General features: G+C 73.1%; 16 protein-coding genes. 5 read left to right on the top strand and 11 right to left on the bottom strand.

Annotated features, from left to right (window positions below):
• Positions 1-7: 7 nt before the first annotated feature.
• On the bottom strand, positions 8-1,657 hold the full coding sequence (locus AC0VX6_RS12155) for an OPT/YSL family transporter (RefSeq protein ID WP_475468671.1): 1,650 nt from the start codon (positions 1,655-1,657) through the stop codon (positions 8-10).
• Between the two features lie 216 nt (positions 1,658-1,873).
• On the opposite strand from AC0VX6_RS12155, the gene AC0VX6_RS12150 reads away from it, so the two are divergent.
• Complete coding sequence (locus tag AC0VX6_RS12150; RefSeq protein ID WP_475468669.1) at positions 1,874-2,725, top strand: IclR family transcriptional regulator; 852 nt, start codon at positions 1,874-1,876, stop codon at positions 2,723-2,725.
• A 9-nt stretch (positions 2,726-2,734) separates the two neighbouring features.
• Complete coding sequence (gene pepE, locus AC0VX6_RS12145; protein ID WP_475468668.1) at positions 2,735-3,493, top strand: dipeptidase PepE; 759 nt, start codon at positions 2,735-2,737, stop codon at positions 3,491-3,493.
• Between the two features lie 192 nt (positions 3,494-3,685).
• On the opposite strand, the gene AC0VX6_RS12140 is transcribed toward pepE, so the two are convergent.
• The 5 genes from AC0VX6_RS12140 to AC0VX6_RS12120 form a co-directional block, all read right to left on the bottom strand.
• A complete protein-coding gene (locus AC0VX6_RS12140; RefSeq protein WP_475468667.1) occupies positions 3,686-5,227 on the bottom strand; it encodes a fluoroquinolone export ABC transporter permease subunit in 1,542 nt (513 codons plus the stop codon).
• Positions 5,224-6,078 carry an ABC transporter ATP-binding protein gene (locus tag AC0VX6_RS12135; RefSeq protein WP_475468666.1) on the bottom strand — a complete coding sequence of 285 codons (855 nt, stop codon included), beginning with the start codon at positions 6,076-6,078 and terminating at the stop codon, positions 5,224-5,226. Before AC0VX6_RS12135 ends, AC0VX6_RS12140 begins: the two co-directional genes overlap by 4 nt.
• A gap of 9 nt (positions 6,079-6,087) precedes the next feature.
• Positions 6,088-6,825, bottom strand: a complete 738-nt coding sequence (locus AC0VX6_RS12130; protein ID WP_475468664.1) for a TetR/AcrR family transcriptional regulator — start codon at positions 6,823-6,825, stop codon at positions 6,088-6,090.
• A 476-nt stretch (positions 6,826-7,301) separates the two neighbouring features.
• Positions 7,302-8,030, bottom strand: coding sequence for a hypothetical protein (locus AC0VX6_RS12125; protein ID WP_475468663.1), 729 nt, complete (start codon positions 8,028-8,030; stop codon positions 7,302-7,304).
• A 151-nt stretch (positions 8,031-8,181) separates the two neighbouring features.
• On the bottom strand, positions 8,182-8,556 hold the full coding sequence (locus tag AC0VX6_RS12120) for a DUF427 domain-containing protein (RefSeq protein WP_274977617.1): 375 nt from the start codon (positions 8,554-8,556) through the stop codon (positions 8,182-8,184).
• A 325-nt stretch (positions 8,557-8,881) separates the two neighbouring features.
• On the opposite strand from AC0VX6_RS12120, the gene AC0VX6_RS12115 reads away from it, so the two are divergent.
• Positions 8,882-9,124 (top strand): PLDc N-terminal domain-containing protein, encoded by a 243-nt coding sequence (locus AC0VX6_RS12115; RefSeq protein ID WP_212640215.1) that lies wholly within the window; start codon positions 8,882-8,884, stop codon positions 9,122-9,124.
• Positions 9,125-9,257: 133 nt separating this feature from the next.
• Here the strand turns inward: AC0VX6_RS12115 and AC0VX6_RS12110 are convergent, their stop codons facing one another.
• The 4 genes from AC0VX6_RS12110 to AC0VX6_RS12095 all read right to left on the bottom strand — a co-directional run bounded on the left by AC0VX6_RS12110 (position 9,258) and on the right by AC0VX6_RS12095 (position 14,581).
• Positions 9,258-10,214: a hypothetical protein gene (locus AC0VX6_RS12110; protein WP_475468661.1), complete on the bottom strand. Its 957-nt coding sequence runs from the start codon at positions 10,212-10,214 to the stop codon at positions 9,258-9,260.
• Positions 10,215-10,314: 100 nt separating this feature from the next.
• Positions 10,315-10,998, bottom strand: a complete 684-nt coding sequence (locus AC0VX6_RS12105; protein WP_274977615.1) for a hypothetical protein — start codon at positions 10,996-10,998, stop codon at positions 10,315-10,317.
• A gap of 166 nt (positions 10,999-11,164) precedes the next feature.
• A complete protein-coding gene (locus AC0VX6_RS12100; protein ID WP_475468659.1) occupies positions 11,165-13,054 on the bottom strand; it encodes a S9 family peptidase in 1,890 nt (629 codons plus the stop codon).
• Positions 13,055-13,273: 219 nt separating this feature from the next.
• Positions 13,274-14,581 carry a DUF418 domain-containing protein gene (locus tag AC0VX6_RS12095; protein WP_475468658.1) on the bottom strand — a complete coding sequence of 436 codons (1,308 nt, stop codon included), beginning with the start codon at positions 14,579-14,581 and terminating at the stop codon, positions 13,274-13,276.
• A 325-nt stretch (positions 14,582-14,906) separates the two neighbouring features.
• On the opposite strand from AC0VX6_RS12095, the gene AC0VX6_RS12090 reads away from it, so the two are divergent.
• Positions 14,907-16,046 carry a sensor histidine kinase gene (locus AC0VX6_RS12090; protein WP_274977612.1) on the top strand — a complete coding sequence of 380 codons (1,140 nt, stop codon included), beginning with the start codon at positions 14,907-14,909 and terminating at the stop codon, positions 16,044-16,046.
• A 42-nt stretch (positions 16,047-16,088) separates the two neighbouring features.
• Here the strand turns inward: AC0VX6_RS12090 and AC0VX6_RS12085 are convergent, their stop codons facing one another.
• Entirely contained in the window at positions 16,089-16,997 is a 909-nt protein-coding gene (locus AC0VX6_RS12085) for a LysR family transcriptional regulator (protein ID WP_274977611.1), read from the bottom strand.
• Positions 16,998-17,278: 281 nt separating this feature from the next.
• On the opposite strand from AC0VX6_RS12085, the gene AC0VX6_RS12080 reads away from it, so the two are divergent.
• Positions 17,279-18,595, top strand: a complete 1,317-nt coding sequence (locus tag AC0VX6_RS12080; protein ID WP_475468656.1) for an MFS transporter — start codon at positions 17,279-17,281, stop codon at positions 18,593-18,595.
• The last annotated feature ends 99 nt before the right edge of the window (positions 18,596-18,694 follow it).

Below are 18,694 nucleotides of genomic sequence, written 5' to 3'. Positions count from 1 at the left end.
CCCGGGTTCAGCGGCTGAAGATGGTGCCGACGGAGTGGACGGAGTCCCCGGCGATGAGCCCGGCGCCGACCAGGGCGATCTCCTGTTCGCCCTTCTCGCCGCGGCGGCGCTCCCACACCAGGCGGATCGCCAGCCCGGCGAGGACCAGCCATCCGGCGTTGGGCGTGGCCACGAGCAGGCCGGTGGCGAGCAGGACGCCCATCTGGCGCCGGGGGCCGCCCAGGAGCTGCACGAGCGCTCCGGGCACGGCCCACAGGGCGAGCTGGAGCAGGACCGAGGGGTCGCTCAGCCCGGCCTTGATCGTGTCGGCGTAGACGATCGAGGTGGGCGGCACGGCGCCGTCCTCGAACAGGCCCTGCCAGAGCAGCGCGACCATGCCGATGGCGACGGCGAACCCGATCATGGAGGAGATGAGCTGCTGGCGGCGGCCGTCGAGCTCGAAGGCGGTGTAGGGGCGGCGGTCGCGGCGCAGCACCCACCCGGCCTTGAAGTCGTAGCCCATGTCCGCGAAGGCGGGGCCGGTGGCCGCGCAGTAGCCCACGAGCAGGGCCAGCGGCACGCCGGGGATGCCCAGCGCCAGGCCGAGGATGAGGAAGATGAGGGTGACCGCGAAGGCCGGGAACCAGCCCGCGTGCATGGCGGCCAGGCCGACGATGAGTTCGTGGACCAGGGCGGCCACGGCGGCGAACAGGACGAACCCGAGGATGCCCAGCCAGCTCATGTCCGCCCAGATCCCGCCGGTGACCGCGAGCACGAGGGCGCCCAGGGCGAACAGAACGTAGCCCGAGCCCAGGGCCCGGCCCAGGGTGGCGCGGTCGACCGTGTAGGCCAGGGACGGGTCGTCCTGGGCGGCGCGGTCGCGGGCGGCCTCGCGCTCCCTCTCCCGGCTGCTCTGGCGGCCGGCGAGGATGACGACGATCTGGGCCAGCGCGACCACGCCCGCGCCGATCATGACGCCGTGCGGCACGTAGATCGAGTTGAGGTCGATCCCGATGACCGCCGGGGAGTACTGGGCGACGAGCAGGCCCACGGCGAACATGAGCAGGGCCCACACGTTGCCGATCATGGCGATGCCCGCCGCCGACATCGGCATGCCAAGGAAGGACGCGCCGAGCCCGACCGCGCCGCCGCCCACCAGGATGGCCGCCTGGCGTCCGCCCCGGTCACCGGCCTTGATGGTCTCGGCCGCCGCCACACCGGGCGGCCAGGCCGCGTCGGCGGGCAGGAACCGGGAGCCGAACGCCTTGTAGAGCACGAACACGTCGATGAGCAGGCCCAGGGACGCGCCCAGCAGCATCGGCCACACCAGGTCGGGGCGGCCGAAGAGGAACGGGATGGCGATCGGGGTGAGCAGGGAGTTCGCCGAGGCGAAGGTCGCGCCGGAGATCGAGGACTGGATGAGGTTCTGCCGGTTGGTGTTGCGCATCGAGCGCAGCCCCAGGAACCCGATCCGGCCGATGAGCATGGCCACGACCGCGCCGATGACGCTGGTGTTGGGCGAGACCCCGAGCGTCGTGATCATGTGGATCCCGATGACGGCCCCGAGGAGGCTCACCAGGACGGTGACGATGACGACGACGGGTTCGAACGCGCGCGGGTGGCGGGCGCTTCCCGGGGTCTGCGGTTCGGTGGACGAACCAGGTGCCGACGGTTCCATGTGTGTCCTTCAGGGGTGGCTCACGTCCGTCGAGGACGGAGTGTCGCTGGTCAAAGGCCTGCGGTGCGCGGCTGACGCGTCCTGGCCCGTCACGCCCAGGCTGCCTCCCGTTCACCCGCCGGGGCAAAGGTTTCCCACTATGTGGGAGTTAAGATCACATTTCGATCCTCGGAGCCGAGGGCCACGGGCCCCGGGGCGGACGTAGGGTGGGCTTCCATGTCCACCGGTTCCACGGAACGCACCGGCCCGCTCCAGACGGTCGACCGGGCGCTCGACGTCCTCCTCAGCTTCGACGAGTACCGCACGAGCTGGGGCGTCCTCGAACTCGCCGACGAGTTCGGCCTGTCGAAGTCGACCGCCCAGCGCCTCCTGGCCTCCCTCGCGGGCAAGGGGTTCCTGCGCGCCGACCCCGACACGCGCCGCTACAGCATGGGCCCCGCCATGTGGCGCATGGCCGGGCTGTGGGAGCGCTCGGGCGGCCTCTCCGTCCTGGCCGAACCCCTGCTCGCCGACCTGGCCCGCTCCAGCGGCCGCACCTGCCTGTTCTGCGTCCCCGACGGCGCGCACGTGCGCTGCATCGCCGCGGTCGGCGGCTCGGAGGGCCCGCGCCGCTCCCACCCCTTCCTCGACGAGCTCTACCCCGCCCACGCCGGGGCGACCTCCCGGGCCTACTTCGCCTTCCTGGACCCGGCGGAGCGCAGGTCCCTGCTGGCGGGGCGCCCCTCCGCCCGCTTCTCCGACCTCACCCCCTTCGACGAGCAGCAGGTCGAGGAGCTCTTCGACGAGGCCGTCGAGCAGGGCTACGCGCTCTCCCAGGGCGAGTACGACGCCGCGTCGCGCGCGCTGGCCGTCCCCGTGTTCGGCGGCAAGCGCCCGGTCGGCTCCGTGACGCTGGTGGAGAACAAGCACTCCGACCACGACGACGACCTGCTCGACCACCTGGCGCCGCTGCGCGCCGCGGCCGACGGTCTCACCGGGCTGCTCTCCAACCGCCGCCCGGCACCGCCCACGCGCAACTGGAGGCGGGGGCACGGCTCCCGCCCCTCCCCGCGCCCGACCGCTCCCTGAAGGGGGACCATGCCCGAGCTCCTGCTCTTCTCCAACTCGACCAACCACGGCCGCGACTACCTCGACCACGCGTGGGAGGAGGTGGAGGCCTTCCTCGACGGCCGGGACACGGTCGCGTTCGTGCCGTTCGCGGGGGGCGACCACGCCGCCTACACCGCGCGGGTGGCCGAGGCCTTCGCGCCGCGCGGGGTCCGTGTGACGGGGGTTCCGGCGGACGCCGGGGCCGCGCGGGTCCTGGACGAGGCGCAGGCCGTCTTCGTGGGCGGGGGCAACACGTTCCGCCTCGTGGCCGCCCTCCAGCGCACCGGACTCCTGGACGACCTGCGCGACCGCGTCCTGGCCGGACTGCCCTACATGGGGGCGAGCGCGGGCACCAACATCACCGCTCCCACGCTGCGCACCACCAACGACATGCCCATCGTGGAGCCGCCCTCCTTCACCGCGCTGGGCTTCGTCCCGTTCCAGATCAACCCGCACTACCTGGACGCCGACCCCCGGTCCACACACCAGGGCGAGACCCGTGAGACCCGGCTGACGGAGTTCCTGGAGGCCAACGACGTGGACGTCCTCGGCCTGCGCGAGGGGACGCACCTGCGCGTGCGGGGCGCGGGGACGGACGTGGTCCGCGCGACCGTGGGCGGCACCGCCGTGCAGCCGGACGCCCCGGGCCCGGCGATCGTCTTCCGGCGCGGTACGGCCCCCTTCGAGGTGTCGGGCGAGGTGACCGACCTGTTCGCGCGCACGAACCGCTTCGACCAGCCGGTCTAGGACCGTCGCGGGGGCGGGCCCGGTCCGCCAGGCTGTCGGACGGAGGAGTTCGGGCAACCGGCTCGTTCGACCGCCGGGAGGAGGATGCCGGGATCGGGCCCGTCCGGTGTCCCGTGGGGGGAGCGGGCCCGGTCCGTCCGGCAGCCGGAGCGCAGCCGCGGACCCGGCCGGACGCCTCCCCCGCGCGTCGGCCTACGCGCCCTCGATCCGCCGCACGGTGCGCCGCAGCAGGAGCGCCAGCGCGGCGGCCGCGACCAGGATCCCGCCTGTCAGGCACAGCCAGGTCCCCAGCGGCCCGGCGTCGTAGCCGGGCAGTGCCAGGGCGGGCCAGGACGGCGGGAGCGTCAGTAGCAGGAGGTTCCAGGGCGCGGGCAGGGCCCAGGCCGCCACCGGGGTCAGGACCAGGAGCGCGCCGATCCCCTTGACCACGACCAGGGCCTCCACCTTGTTGGCCGACAGCGCGGTCATCGTCGCCGTCAGCAGCGGCGCCTGGAGGGCAGCGAGCACGAGGGCGACCACGACCGGCGCGGACCACCCTGGGGCCATGAGCCCGCTCAGGGGCAGGGCCGCGGCGAGCCCGGCCAGGGAGAGGGCGGTGGCCAGGACCGTCCGGTAGCCGAGGTAGGCGGGCACGGACACCGGCGAGGCGCGCAGCACGAGCAGGACGTTCTCGTCGGAGTCCTCGACGGCGCGCAGGCCGCCGACCACCCCGAACATCATGGGCACGTGCAGCAGGACCAGTGCCGCCAGGACCACGGGGGTGTGCGGCGCGAGGTCGAACCCGTAGGAGCCGAGGACGAACTCCGAGGCCGCCGGGAAGGCGAAGCGGATGACCAGCGCCAGCAGGACCGGGGCGCCGAGCATGAGCAGCAGCAGGGGGTCGCGCCCGGTGCCGAAGAGGTCGACGCGGGCGAAGCGCACGATCGCCGGGAGGCCGCCGCGTCCGGTGACCGGCCGGAGGGACCCGGCCTCGCCCTGGCCGCTCGCACCCCTGCCGTTCGTGTGCTGCCGGGGAGCGGGGGCCGCTCCGCGCTCGACCGCGCGGGAGGCGGCGACCACCCCGGCCGCCGCCCACGCCACGGCGTAGACCGTGCCCGTGGCCAGGGCCGCGGGGGACGCGTCGAGGGAGCCGGGCGCGGCCCCCAGACGGATGAGGTCGGCGCCCGCGGTGGTCGGCACCGCGTACAGGAGCGGGTGCTCCAGGATTCCGCTGACGTGCACGAGGGGGACCAGGACCAGCGGCGCGACGGTGAGCGGGGCCGCGAGGAGGAAGCCCGACAGGTCCCGGGAGCGGGCGCCCACCGCCAGGCACACGGTGAGCAGCAGCAGACAGGTGAGCGCCACCCCGCCCAGGACCGGCGGCAGGGCCTGCGCGAGGTCGGCGAAGCGGCCCCGCAGCGCCGCCGCGAGCATCGGCACGGCGATGAGCAGCGTCAGCGCGGTGAGCACCGCGAGCCGGGCCGCCACCCCCTCCCCCGCGCGCAGCGGGGTCACGGTCAGCACCGAACGCGTTCCCTCGGTGCGTTCGAAGAGCAGCAGGGCCGCGGCGAAGAGCGCGCCGAAGCCCGCCGTGTCCAGGAAGAGCAGGTAGGCCGCCACCGTCCCGGCCGCCTCGGCGGGGACCGCGAGCAGGACCAGGGTCCACACGGCGCCGAGGGCGGCGGCCACGGGTACGACGCCGTAGCGCAGGCCGACCCGCGACTCCAGCGCGGCGGTCGCGAGCAGGCGGTTCACAGCTTCTCCCGGGTGACCGTCGCGAAGACCTCGTCCAGCGAGGCCTCGCGGGTGTGCAGCGTCTCCACCTCGCCCCGCCTCAGCAGCTCCAGGAGTTCGGCGTCCTCGGCCAGTGCCTCCATCGGCATCTCCCGGGCGGCCCGTCCGCGCACCCGGGCCACGAGTCCGGGGCGGCCGTAGCGGAGCTTGAAGCCGCGCGGTGTGTCCACGGCGGCGATGCGCCCACCGGCCACGAAGGCGACCCGGTCGCACAGCAGGTCGGCGGTGACCATGTCGTGCGTGGTGAGGAAGACCGTGCACCCCCGGTCGGCCGCCTCCCGGACGACCTCCCGCAGCAGGGCGGAGCGCACCGGGTCCTGGCCAGAGGTGGGCTCGTCCAGGAAGAGGAGTTCGGGTCTGTTGACCAGTGCCCGGGCCAGGTTGAGCCGCATGCGCATGCCCTTGGAAAGGTCGTCGACCCTGCGGTCGGCCGCGTCCGCCAGGTCCACCCGGGCCAGGAGTTCGCCGGGGTCCTCGACGGGACCGCGGTAGAGGGAGGCGAAGGCGGCGAGGTTCTCGCGGGCGGTGAGCTTGCCGAACCCGGCCGGGAGCTCGAAGCCCACGCCCACGCGCTCGAAGTAGTCCGCGCCCCGGTCGCGTAGGGGCCGACCGAGGACGCGCACCTCGCCCTCGTAGCGGCGCAGCAGCCGGGTGAGCACCTTCTGGGTCGTGGACTTTCCGGCGCCGCTGGGTCCGAGGAAGCCGAAGACCTCGCCGCGGGCCACGGAGAAGCTCATCCCCGCGACCGCGGGCCGGTCGGCGTTCGGGTAGCGGACCCGGAGGTCCTGGACGGTGATGACCTGGTCGGTCATGGGGGGTCCTCAGGGTCGGTGGCGGGTGAGTGAGGGGGTGCGCAGGGCGAGGAAGGCCCGGTCGACGAGCGCGGGCAGTTCGTCCCGGCCGTCCGAGTCCACCCAGGCGACGACGGCCTCGGACAGCACCGCCGAACAGGCGGCGGCGACGGCCCTGGTCTCCAGGCCGGGGGGCTCGGTCCCGGCTGGCGCCGGATCGGGGGCTCCGCTTCCGGGCGGATCCGGAGCGGAGGCCTCGCTTGCAGGAGAATCCAGACCAGGGGCTCCGCTTCCAGACGGAATCGGACCGAGGGCTGCACTTGCAGGCGGAGTCGGGTCAAGGGCCTCGCCCCGGGCCGGGGCCAGAGCGCGTTCGAAGGCGGTGCTCGCCGAGGCCAGGTTCTCGCCGATACGTGAGCGCAGGGCCGGGATGGACAGCAGGAGGCGGGCCCGGGCCAGCAGCGCCTCCCGGTTGTCCTCGTAGACCCGACCGAGTCCGACCAGGGTGGCCCGGTGGATCCGCTCGACGGCCGGGAGCGTGTCGGGCTGCTCGCGGACCAGCTCCTCCAACATGGGGTCGTACTCGTCGCGCAGGACCACGTCCTCCTTGGAGGGGAAGCAGCGGAAGAACGTCATGTGCGAGACGCCCGCCTCACGGGCGATCTGGGCGACCGTGGTCGCCTCGTAGCCCTGCCGCTCGAACAGGCGCAGGGCGGCCTCCTGGATGGCGGCCCTGTTGCGCTGCCTGCGGCGCGTGCGCTGGTCCATGTCCGCTCCTCCCCCGGTCGGTTCCGACACAAGAAGTGTTACTCGCTAACACAACTTCGTCAATCCCTTCCGCAAGGGCCCGGAGCCCGTGGAGGCACCGGAGCGGCCCGACGGGAAGAATGCGCGCATGGGCACATCCAGAACACTCGTGGCGTCCGAGGACATGCACTCCCACCTCGTCGGCCAGTTGAACTCGGCCCTGCGGCGGCCCGGGATGTACGGAGGCGAGACCACCCTGCGCATGCTGGTGGACCACCTGCTGTTCATGGAGCGTGGACCGCGGGCGGGGGCCGAGCACCAGCGGCTTCTGGAGGAACGCGGGGCCTGGTCCCCCACCGGGGTCACCGGAGCCTTCCGGCGGCTTGTCCCGGGCGGTGACTACGAGCACGGCGCGGTTGGCTGGCACCCGGACGCGTCCTGGACGCCCCGGCCTACGACGCGCTCACGGGCCGCGACAGGGCTGAGCGGAATCCGCCTCACGGGGCGAGTGCGGCGGACACCCGGGCGAGGCTCGCCCCCGTCAGGGCGGAGAAGGCGCCGGGGTTGCGGAAGGAGTACTCTCCGTCGTTGACCCGGACCCCGGCACCGGTCGTCCTCCAGCGCACCGGACCGGACGCCGACCAGCGTTCCACGATGGCGGAGGCGAGCGCCTCCGGGGCCTCGACTCCCACACGTGCGCGCAGCGCCGCCGCCAACCGGTGGATTTCACCGCCCGGCGTGGAACCGTCCGCGCAGGCGGGCAGGAGAAGCAGCAGACGGGCGTGGAAATCCATGCTCCCTGCCCCGGACGGACCGTTGTCCGCGGCGGCGAGCAGTTCCGGCCAGGAAAGGCCGGGCACCATGCCCTCCCCGGCGTGGACGGCGATGACATCGGCTTCGTCCCAGTCCGGATGGTGCAGGAGGTAGTCAACGCCCGCATCGCCGTCGCTGATGCTGTAGACGACGTGGAGGCGGTGGCCGGTGGCGAGCGGGAGGGTGAAGGTCGGCAGGGCGTCCCGGCGCCACACCCGGCGTTGGAAGCGCACGTAGTCGTCCCACGTGTGCTCCGAACCGAAAAGCCGCCTGCCGATCTCGCCTTGGGCACCGTCGTAGAGGTGCACCAGCCAGAACAGCCTCTCCTCCAGGAGTTCCGGGCGTCGGTTGAGGGGGTTCTCCGGGCGGTACCCCGGAATCCGGACGGGGGCCGGAACGGCGTCATGACTCACGTCGGCCAGTATGACGCCTTCCCGTCGAACGATCGCGCCCCGTGGGAGGCGCCGGAGGCCGTGCGTGGCCGCGCGGGGAGAGTTCGGCACCGGACCGACGCCTGCGAGCGCGGCGGGCGCTCCCGCCGGGGGGAGCCCGCCGCGCGACCGCTCAGAAATCGGCGGTGACCCGGACCTTGTCAGGGCTGAAAGCGACGTACCCGGCGATCTCCGCGACCGCCGGGTAGGGCTCCTCGTACGCCCACACCGCGTCGACCAGCTCCTCGCCCTCCCCGACCGCGAGCGTGCGGTAGGTCGCGGTTCCCTTGTAGGGGCAGTGGGTGGTGGTCGCGCTCGGCCGCAGAACCGCGGGGTCCACATCGGCGAGTGGAACGTAGTGGACCGGCGGGTAGGCGGCCTCCCGCAGGGTCAGCGCGTCCTCGGTGTCGGCGACGACCCGGTCCCCCACCCGCGCGACGACGCGCGCGCCGGCGGGTTCGACGGTGATGGGGTGGTCGGGTCCGGGTGTCCTGCCCTGTCCTGTCATGGTGGTCCTCCCTCTCCCCGCCGAGGCTACTTCGCCCGGACGGGAATTCGTGGGACGGCGACACTCCTCGGGGCACCGACGAAAGTCGGTCGGCGCACCGACCAAAGCGGCTCCCCTCCCCCGGGGCGTGCCGCCTTAGGAGACGGCACGGTGGGTTCTCCAGAGGGATGCCTCCCCACGGGTCCCGCGCCTAGCGTGGTGTTCGTCCCCGCAGGGGAGCCCGGTCGGCCCGCACCGACGGACCGCCGGGAGCCCTTCCGCCCGCGGTCCCGCCGCGGTCGGGCGGGGACACCACGCCCGACCCCGGACCTCGAAAGGGAACGACATGTCACTCCTGGCGGCGAACGATCCGAACCTCGTCCACACCGTGCTCCCGATCCTGCTGCTGGTCGGGGTCGCGTTGGTGTCCCTGGTGACGGTCGTGCTGATCATCGCGGCCGTGTTCAGCATCCTCATGTCGCGGGTGGACGGGGCGATGAAGGTCGTCTGGCTCATCTTCGTCTGCATCGCGCCCCTGATCGGGGCCATCCTGTGGTTCCTCGTCGGACGCAACCGCGTCCCCTACTGACCGGGCCCCTGCCTCCCGGGAAACGGGAGGCGGAGCCCCCGCGTGCTCCCGACCGGCCGCAGGCCCGGCCCGCATCCGGGCCCGGGCCGGAGCCGCTCCCCCGGTCCCCGGCCCTGGTGCCGGAACCGCCCGCTCAGCCGCGAGTCGGCTCGGCGCACGCCTCGGCCAGCACGGCGCCCATCCGCGGAAGGAGCCCGGCGACGTGGTCGCGGGTCAGCTCCGTCATCCGCAGCCGCCCGCCCACGGTGACGACGCCCAGCACGTGCTCGCCCCGCAGCTGTGTGGTCTGCGCGGGACCCCACAGGGCGGAGAGGACCGCCAGGCTCTGCCCGCCCGGGTGCGCGACGCCCGCGCCCCCCGCCACCCCCGCGACCCCGACGTTGGTGATCTGGATGTCGGCCGCGGTGGCGGCGGCCATCATCGCCTCGGCGTCGCCGGAGCCCTCGGGAGGGTGTTCCACGACGGCCGCGGCACCGGCCCTGAGCGCGCCCGGCGCGCGCAGACGGGCCAGCGATCCGCCGGTCCGCCGGGCGAGCGCCCAGAAGTCCTTCGCCTCGTCCGCGGTGCTCGCCGTCCGGGCGCCCGCGAAGCGGACGGCCGCCTCGTCGGGCAGGCCGACCGCGTGGCGCAGGTCCATCGGGCTGAGGACGCGCACGAACTCGCGCCCCTCACGGTGGAGCACCGTCGCGGCGGCGGCGCAGAGCGCGGCGTGGACGGACGTGCGCTCCAGGCGGCAGCGGCGGACGAGCCGCTCGGTCAGCCCCTCGCGCAGTGCGAGGGCGTCGACGTGCGGCAAGCGCCCGGAGAACGGCACGAGTTCGCCGACGGCGTCCATGCGCGCGTCCTCCTCCGGGGGCGTACCGGTCGCGGCCCCACCACCCTCCGGCACCCCAACACCGTCCGCCGCCTCGCCTCCGGCCGCCGCCTCACCGCCTCCGGCCGCCCGACAGGTGCGGGCGAGCAGTTCCTCCTGCGTTCCCGGGGCGCCACCTCGGTCCAGGTCCTCACCGCCCAGGGCCGCCGCCAGGTCCAACAGGGCCCGCAGGCCGCCGACGCCGTCGGCGATCTGGTGGGCGAAGGTGAGCACCACGGCGCTGGACCCCGGTTCCCCGACACGAGCACCGCGCGCGCCGTGGAACGGACGGGAAGTCCGCCGGGGCCGCCCGGCCGGGGCCGCCGGCCGGGCGGTGTCAGAAGTTCATCCAGAGCGTCTCGGCGTCGAGCACCCGGTTGCGCCGCAGCGTGAGGACCCGCTCCACGGCGGCCAGGACCCCGGCCAGGATCAGCGCGGCGTTGAGCCACCGCGGCAGTGCGACCGGCGAGGTGAAGGAACCGAAGAGTTCGGCGACCCTGGGGATACCGGTGACGAGTTCGAGCGCCTGGGGAACGGCCAGGACGAGGTTGAGGGCCAGGATCGCGACCGCCAGCCCCGCGATCGCGCGGCTCACCCGGGGGTGTCGGCGGTGGAGTCGGCCGCGCAGGTCCTCGATGGTGCCCGGCGCGGGGGTGAGCCGCTGTTCCCGGCCGTCGTCCAGGACCAGGTGCACGCGGCGGACGCCGTACAGGGAGATGTCGACCTCGATCACCCCGCCGGGGACCGGGAAGGCCGCCGGGAGTTCGGCTCTGGCCTGGCTCCTCCCGTCGGCGTACAGCTCGGCGCACCCGTCCTCCCGGCCGAGGTCCACCTCGGCCGTGTAGACGACGCGTCCACCGCCCGGGCCGGGGTGCTCGACGGTATAGAGCACCCGGTGGAGCACCTCGCGGCGCCGGAACGGCCGCAGCGGCCTGCCGTCCGCCGTTGCGGCGTCGTGCTCGTGCCGCGCCTCCTCCGCGTCGCCCTCCTCCGGCTCCGACGGTTGTCCGAGGCAGTCCACAGTCCCTCCTTCTTCCCCGCGGTGGGGTCTCGCGCCGTGTCACGACCGGGTTCCGTGCCGGGGCACGACCGGGACCAGTCGACACCGTACCGTCACGGCACACTCAACCCCTTCAGGGGGAAGGTGCGCCGCGGCACGGCGGCGACCGGTCCGGGCGGTCAGGGGTTCACCGTCCGCCGAGGTGGCGGGCGAGGAAGCGGTCGATGGCGCCGAACATGGTGATCAGGTTCTCCGTGTTGACGATGGCGTGTCCCTCGTCGTCGAAGACCAGGTACTCCACGTCCACGCCGCGCTCGCGCACCGACGCGACGATGTTGTCGGACTCGGCCTTGACCACCCGGGCGTCGTTGGCGCCCTGCACCACCATCAGCGGCGCGGTGATCCGGTCCACCCTGGTGATCGGCGAACGGGCCAGCATGTCGGCCTCCTGCTCGGGAACGGCCGGGTCGCCCACGTAGCGGTACCAGTTGTTGACCAGCGAAGGCCGCACGAACGCGGGCTGGGTCCGCATGAAGTTGGCCAGGTCGGAGATGCCGACGACGTCGACGGCGGCGGCGAAGCGGTCGGGGGTGAAGGCCGCACCCACGAGAGCCGCGTAGCCGCCGTAGGAGCCGCCCAGGATCGCGACCCGCTCCGGGTCGGCGTAGCCCTGCGCGACGGCCCAGTCCACGGCGTCGATGAGGTCGTCGTGCATCTTCCCGGCGAACTCGCCGATCGCGGCCTTCATGTGGGCCTTGCCGAACCCGCTGGAGCCGCGGAAGTTGACCTGGAGGACCGCGTAGCCCCGGTTGGCCCACAACTGCGCGGAACTGTTGAACCCCCAGTTGTCGCGGGCCCAGGGGCCGCCGTGGACCGTCAGCACCATGGGCAGGTTCTCCGGCTCCACACCCACCGGCAGGGTCAGGTACGAGGGCAGTTCCAGCCCGTCCCGGGCGGTGATGGTGACCGGCGTCATCGGCGCCATCGCCTCGGGGTCCAGGTGCGGGTTGGGACGGAACAGCAGCCGGGACTCCCCGGTGGAGTGGTCGTAGAACCAGGTCGCGCCCGGGTCGCGGTCGTGGGTGAAGCTCACGACCCACCGCTGTCCGCTGTCGTCACAGGAGATGGCGGACAGGTCGCCCTCGGACAGCTTCTCCAGCTCGGCCAGCACCTCGGCGAAGTGCGGGTCCAGGGCGTGGACGACCTGGCGCCCGCCCATGTAGCGCACCCCCAGCAGCTCGCCCCGCCGGTCCCGGATCAGCGGCGGGGGGAAGGTGGGGAAGACCTGCGCGCGGGTGTCGATGTCGAAGTCCGGGTGGCTGTCCACCTCGGTCTCCTCACCAGTGGACAGGTCCACGCGCACCAGGCGGGTGCGGTCGGTGCCCCGGCTGGAGCCGATCCACATCCCGGTCCCGTCCGGCGTCACCTGCGTCGGGAAGACGCCCACCGGGTAGTCGGCGCCGTCGTGGACCAGAACGGGGTGCAGGTCACCCGTCTCGGGGTCCCGGCGGGAGATCTGCGGGTCGCCGTCGGCGTTGAGGGAGGTGGTGAACAGCTCGCCCTCGCGGCCCTGGAACCAGGTCTCCGTGGCGCCGGGGCTCTGGGCCAGCATGGTGAGTTCGCCGGTGGCCACGTCCAGCTCGTGCAGGTCGAACTCGGCGGCGTCGCGGGCGTTGAGCAACACGGTCATCTTCCCCGGTTTTCCCCGGGAGGGCTCGAACTCCACCACCCGGGCGCCGGGGAAGGGGGTCAGGTCCACCGCGGTGGGTTCGGCGGCCTCCAGGTCGACCCGGAACAGGTGCCAGTTCTCGTCCCCGCCGCTGTCCTGGAGGTAGAGCAGCCAGCGCGGGTCATCGGTCCACTGGTAGCTCTGCACGCTGCGGGCCTCGTCGGCGGTCACGCAGCGCGGCTCGCCGTCGAAGTTCCCGGCCGGGTCCAGGTCCTGGACCCAGACGTTGAGCCGCTCCTTCCACGGCGCCAGGTAGGCGATGCGGGTTCCGTCCGGCGAGATCGTCGCACCGGCGCGCTCCGGCGCACCGAAGAAGTCCTCGACCGAGATCCTCGCGGGCAGTGCCATGTCATCCCTTTCATTGGTGTTCGGTGACGGGGGCCGCGGACCGGAGGGGCCGCGCCCTCGCGTCCGTCCGCGGCTCCGCGGCGTCGGTTGGCATCCGTCTTTCAGTGTTCTCCCGACTCCGGGGTGCCACCAGTGACACCGCGTCATGAGTCAGAACGGAGAAACGTCATGCCGGGGCGGTGGCGCCGCCCCGTCGCGGGGGCGCGCCACGGCCCCGCGTCACGACCTGCGGTAGGTCAGCCTCCGCAGCAGGACCTCCGCCGGTCCTCGCCTGCCCGCGCGGTCGAGCCAGAACGCCGCCGCGACGGTCAGCAGCCAGGTGCCCACGGCCACCAGCACCGCCGACCAGCTGGACAGGTACACGCCCAGGCCCAGTCCCCAGGCGGCCAGGAACGGGGCGAAGGCCACCGACTGGGCGAGGTAGCCGCTCAGGGAGCGCCGCCCCAGGGACACCAGCGCCCGGACCGGCAGGGACCGCTGCGTCCCCCGGGCGGAGAGCCGGTGCGCCAGGAGGCCGAAGAGCGCCGCGTAGCCCACCCCGGTGAAGATCCCGGTGTAGAAGTGCACCGAGGAGACCGCCGAGATGTAGGTGGCGTCCAGGACGCCCACGTGCTGGAGGCCCAGCACCGCTCCGGCGGCCCACCCCGCGGAGATGCCCAGGAACGCGACCCGGCGCAGCAGCGTCAGGTGTCGCGCCGGGTCCTCCAGGAACCGGTGCCGCGCCGCGAGCAGGCCGATCAGGAACACCGTCGGCAGAGCCAGGGTGAACAGGCCGGAGAAGAGCGCGAAGAACCAGGCCGGGAGGCGGAACACGCCGGAGAGCAGGTAACTCGTCTCGGCGATGCTGGCCCTTTGCATGTCGGTCGCCGCGGCCGTGGACACCGCGTCCGGTACCAGCAGGGCCGAGGCCGCCGAGACGAGGGTGACCAGGGCGCCCAGAGCCAGCAGGACGGACAGCCAGATCTTGAGGGTGCGGTCGCTGCGGTTGAGGAACAGCGGCACCATGATGAGCCCGATCAGGCCGTAGGTGCCCAGGATGTCGCCCTGCCACAGCAGGGCGGCGTGCACCGCGCCGAAGACGAGCATCCACAGGTGGCGCCTGCGCAGGAGCCCGCGGGCCTCCTTCTCGCTGGTGCCGCGCGCCCTCTGTCGACGGTACATCTGCCCGATGCCGTAGGCGAAGAGGAAGCCGAACATGGTGTGCGTGCGGGCGTCCACGACGACGATCGTCATGAACTGCGCGACCTTGTCCGCCAGGTCGCCGTCGACGGGGTGCAGCATGGCCAGGCCGGTGGGCGCCTGGTACAGGAACCACGGCACGTGGGCCAGCGCGATCAGCAGCAGCATCATGCCGCGGGCCAGGTCGGGGGCCAGGGCTCGTTCGGCCACCGGCGTCGAACCCGCCTGGGCCCGGGTGTCGGCGGCGGCGGGCGGGTCTTCGCCTCCGGGGACGGAGGGCGGGCCTTCGGCGCGGTCGGTCGTCATGGTGACGGGCTCCAGAGGGTCTTCGCGGCGATCGGTCTGCATGAGGGGACTCTCTCCATTGCAGCCGTCGCCGCGCTCCGGCGGCAGTGGGACCACGTCATCACCCGGCCGTGACGTTTGTCGGGTCCGGGTCATGACGCGGCGTCACTGGTGCACTCGGCGGAGCCGGGAGAATACTGGGGGCGCAACCGGCGCCCGCCCGCTCGCGCGGAGCGCCCTCACGCGGACGCGGTCCTCGGCCGCCTCCGAGGAGGGCGGCGCACCCGCGCTCCGCCCGGACCCCGCGGCCCTGGCGCCGCCGCTCCGGCGGCGGAGGTGCCGGGGCGAAGGACCGTGCGCGGTGGACACGAACCTGGAAGGGACACGCATGGCGTCCGAGAAGACCGAGGAGACGCAGGGACGGCTGCGCAAGCTCCACGTGGACCTCATCACCGGCGCGGTCTCCGCCGTCGGAGCGCTGCTGGTGGCGGTGAACGCCAGCTCGTGGCAGGACGCGCTCCTCATGGCCCTGAGCCTGGCCGTGACCCTGCTGGTCGTCAGCCGGTGGCACGTTGGCCGCCTCTCCCGGACCACGCTCGCCGGCCTGGTCGCCACCGCGCTCCTGTGGCTGCTCGGCATGCTCCTGGTGGACGTGTCCATGCCCGCCTACGGGTTCGCCATCGTGGCCACCATCATCATCCTCGACCTGCCGCGCCACCAGCGGGCGGCGGCAGCGGGGATCGCCGTCTTCGCCGTCGCCGGGCTCACGGCGAAACTGGTGGTGTCGCGCGGGGGCGTGGTCGACTTCCTGCTCCAGCACGTGGTCGCCTCGGCGGGCGTCGCCCTGGGCGGGGTCGTCCTCACGATCCTCGTCCACGCGATGCACGCCCTCATCGCGGAGTTGGCGGCGGCGCGTGAGCGCGAGGCGGAACTGGCCGTGGCCCAGGAGCGCATGCGCTTCGCCAGCGACCTGCACGACATCCAGGGCCACACCTTGCACGTGGTCAAGCTCAAGACCGCGCTGGCCCGCAGACTGGTGCGCGCCGACCCCGACCGCGCCGAGGAGGAACTGGGCGAGATCCAGTCCCTGGTGGGCGACACCATCACCCAGACCCGGGAGCTGGCCCACGCCCAGCGGCGCCTGAACCTGTCCGCGGAGCTGGAGAACGCCAAGAACCTCTTCGAGGCCGCCGAGATCGACGTGCGCGTGGACCGCGAGGCCGAGGTGGCCCCGGGCGCGGGCGAGCTGCTGGGCCAGGTGCTGCGCGAGACCACCACCAACATCCTGCGCCACGCCCAGGCCGCTCAGGTGCGCATCACCCTGACCGAGACCGGCATCACCATCGTCAACGACGGCGCCGCCGAGGAGCCGCCCGCGCGCCTGCGGGGGCTGGCCACCCTGCGCGAACGGGTGGCCGACAGCGGCGGCGAACTGACGGTCCACCACGATGAGGGCCGGTTCACGACCGCCGCGGAGTTCCCGCACCTGGCCCCCGCGCCGAGCCCGGAGAACACCGCGCGGGGGTGAGCGCTGCGCCCCGGGCCGCCCTGACCCCGGCGCCCGGGCGGGTCAGACCACGACCTCCTTGCAGACCTCGACGAAGGCCTCCATCCGCCGCACCGGCTTGCGCCCGGCGAGCCGCATGACCTCGATCCCGAGCCCCTCGGACCGGATGTCCAGCTCCCTGGTCGCGTAGGGCAGGTCCTCGTAGCTGCGCTCCAGCACGGTGCGCTGGGTGAGCAGGGCGTTGCCCAGGCCGCGGGCCACCAGGGCCCGCACCATCTCGAAGCTCGTGGTGCGAAAGCGCACGTTGGGCGTCAGCCCCGCCCTGGCGAACAGGCCGAGGAAGTAGTCGCCGCCGGGCGGCAGGTCGAAGAGGATCAGCGGCTCGACCGCCAGGTCAGCCAGGGTCAGCTCCCCCTTCGCGCTCAGGGGCCCGTCCACCGGGGTGAGCGCGTAAGGGGGGTCGGACCGCAGCCACTGCGAGGTCACGCCGACCGCCGGGCGCACGCCCGCCAGCTCGTAGTGGTAGGTGATCGCCAGGTCGATGCGGGAGTTGAGCAGGTCGTCCACGAGGGCCCCGTGGGAGGCCTCGACGAACGAGAGCCGCACCTGCGGGTGCCGACGCGAGAACTCCGCGATGACCCTGGGCAGCAGGATCGGCGCGATCGTGGCGTAGCAGCCGATGGTGAGCTCCCCCTCGACCTCCTCCCTCTCCCGGCTGGCGGTCTCCCGGAGCTGTTCGAGGCTGGCCCGCACGTCGTCGGCCACGGCCAGGGCGCGCTGCCCCGACGCGGTGGGGCGCATCCCCTTCGGGGAGCGGACGAAGAGGGTGACCCCCAGCGCCGTCTCCAGGTCGGTCAACGCCGTCGAGACCGTCGACTGCGAGACGAACAGCTCCCGTGCCGCCGCCGTCACCGACCCGAGCCTGGCTATGGCCCTCAGGTACTCCAGCTGCCGCAGGCTCACGTCGCCCATCGGTTGGGCCCTCCTACCCGAGCTATCGGTTTTTCCGAAGGAGATCTTCGGAACTATGTGTTTTACAGATCCTAGGATCCGCCTGGATAGTGGTGACCCATGGCACAGGCAGGTCCGATACCGACGGCGCCGTGGGCCCCACCCCGCTCCCGCCAGGCGTTCGAGACCACACTCCCGCGAACGAGCGGCCTCCTGACCATGCACAGGGACGCCCCGACCGGGGAGGCCGCCGCGGCCTCACCGACCCCGGGGCGCGCCAGGACGAGACCCCAGGAGAAGAGATGACGAGCGAGGTCGCGGAGCAGGTCGACGAGAAGGACCTGCGGCGGGGTGTGTTCGCCGGGGCGGTGGGCGTGTTCGTCCACTGGTTCGACTGGGCCGTCTACGCCTACCTGGCCACCACCATGGCGCAGGTGTTCTTCCCCGAACAGGACGGCACCGCCGCCCTGCTGTCGGTCTTCGCGGTCTTCGCGGTGGCGTTCTTCGTGCGCCCGCTCGGCTCGGTGCTCTTCGGCCACCTCGGCGACCGCTTCGGGCGCAAGACCACGCTGTCGATCGTCATCATCTCGATGGCGGCGGGCACGCTCATGCTCGGGCTGCTGCCCAGTTACGAGTCCGTCGGCGTCCTCGCGCCGATCCTGCTGGTGGTCGCCCGCATCATCCAGGGCCTGGCCGCGGGCGGGGAGTTCGGCTCGGCCGCGGCCTTCCTCGCGGAGTTCTCGCCGCCCAAGCGCCGCGGGTTCGGCTGCTCCTGGATCGAGTTCGGCTCGGTCGCCGGGTTCCTGTGCGCGTCGTTCGCCGTGTGGGCCCTGCACGCGTCCTTCCCGGCCGAGGTCGTCCTCGACTGGGCGTGGCGCATCCCCTTCCTGCTGACGGTGCCCATGGCCGCGGTGGGCCTCTACATCCGCCTGCGCATCGAGGACACGCCCGAGTACCGCGCGCTGGAGGACATGAACAACGTCCCCAGCCAGCCGGTCGTGGAGGTGTTCCGCTCCAACGGTAGGCAGTTCCTCCAGACGGTCGGCATCGAGACCTTCATGAACTCCACCTTCTACATCGTCCTGGTGTACCTGATCACCTACCAGGAGGAGATCGTGGGAGTGCCCGCCGACCGGGCGGCCCTGCTCTCCGCGGTGGCCTCGGTCGTCGCCATGGGGATCATCCCCCTCTCGGGCAGGATCTCGGACCGCGTGGGCCGCAAGCCGGTGCTCTACACCGCCGCCGCGCTGCTGATCGCGGCCTCCGTGCCGCTGTTCCTGCTGATGCAGGTGCAGACCTCGTGGGCGGCGTTCGCCGCGACCTTCGGCCTGGCCGCGATCCTGGCGGTCATCCTGGGCACCCACGCGTCCGCGGTGGCGGAGCTCTTCCCGACCCGGACCCGGCAGAGCGGGCTGTCGATGGCCTACAGCGTCGCCGGGGCGTTCTTCGCCGGAACCCTGCCGTACCTGATGACCTGGCTGATCTCCCTCACCGGCAGCAGCATGGTCCCCGCCTTCACCATGGTCGTGATCGGCGTCATCGGCGCGGTCACGCTGCGCACCATGCCCGAGACCAGCGGCTCCGACCTGCTGCACGAGAGCGACCGGGCCTCTCGCTGAACCCTCCCCCCGCCCGTCCGGGTCCGGCCGCGGCCGGACCCGGGGGACGGCACCCGCGCGGCCGGGGAGGCACGCGGGGCGCATCCGTCCCGAACACAC

The organism is Nocardiopsis sp. iso_25, from assembly GCF_056173305.1.
The sequence above is the reverse complement of the archived record's forward strand: the minus strand, read 5'-3'. Positions and strand labels throughout refer to the sequence as shown.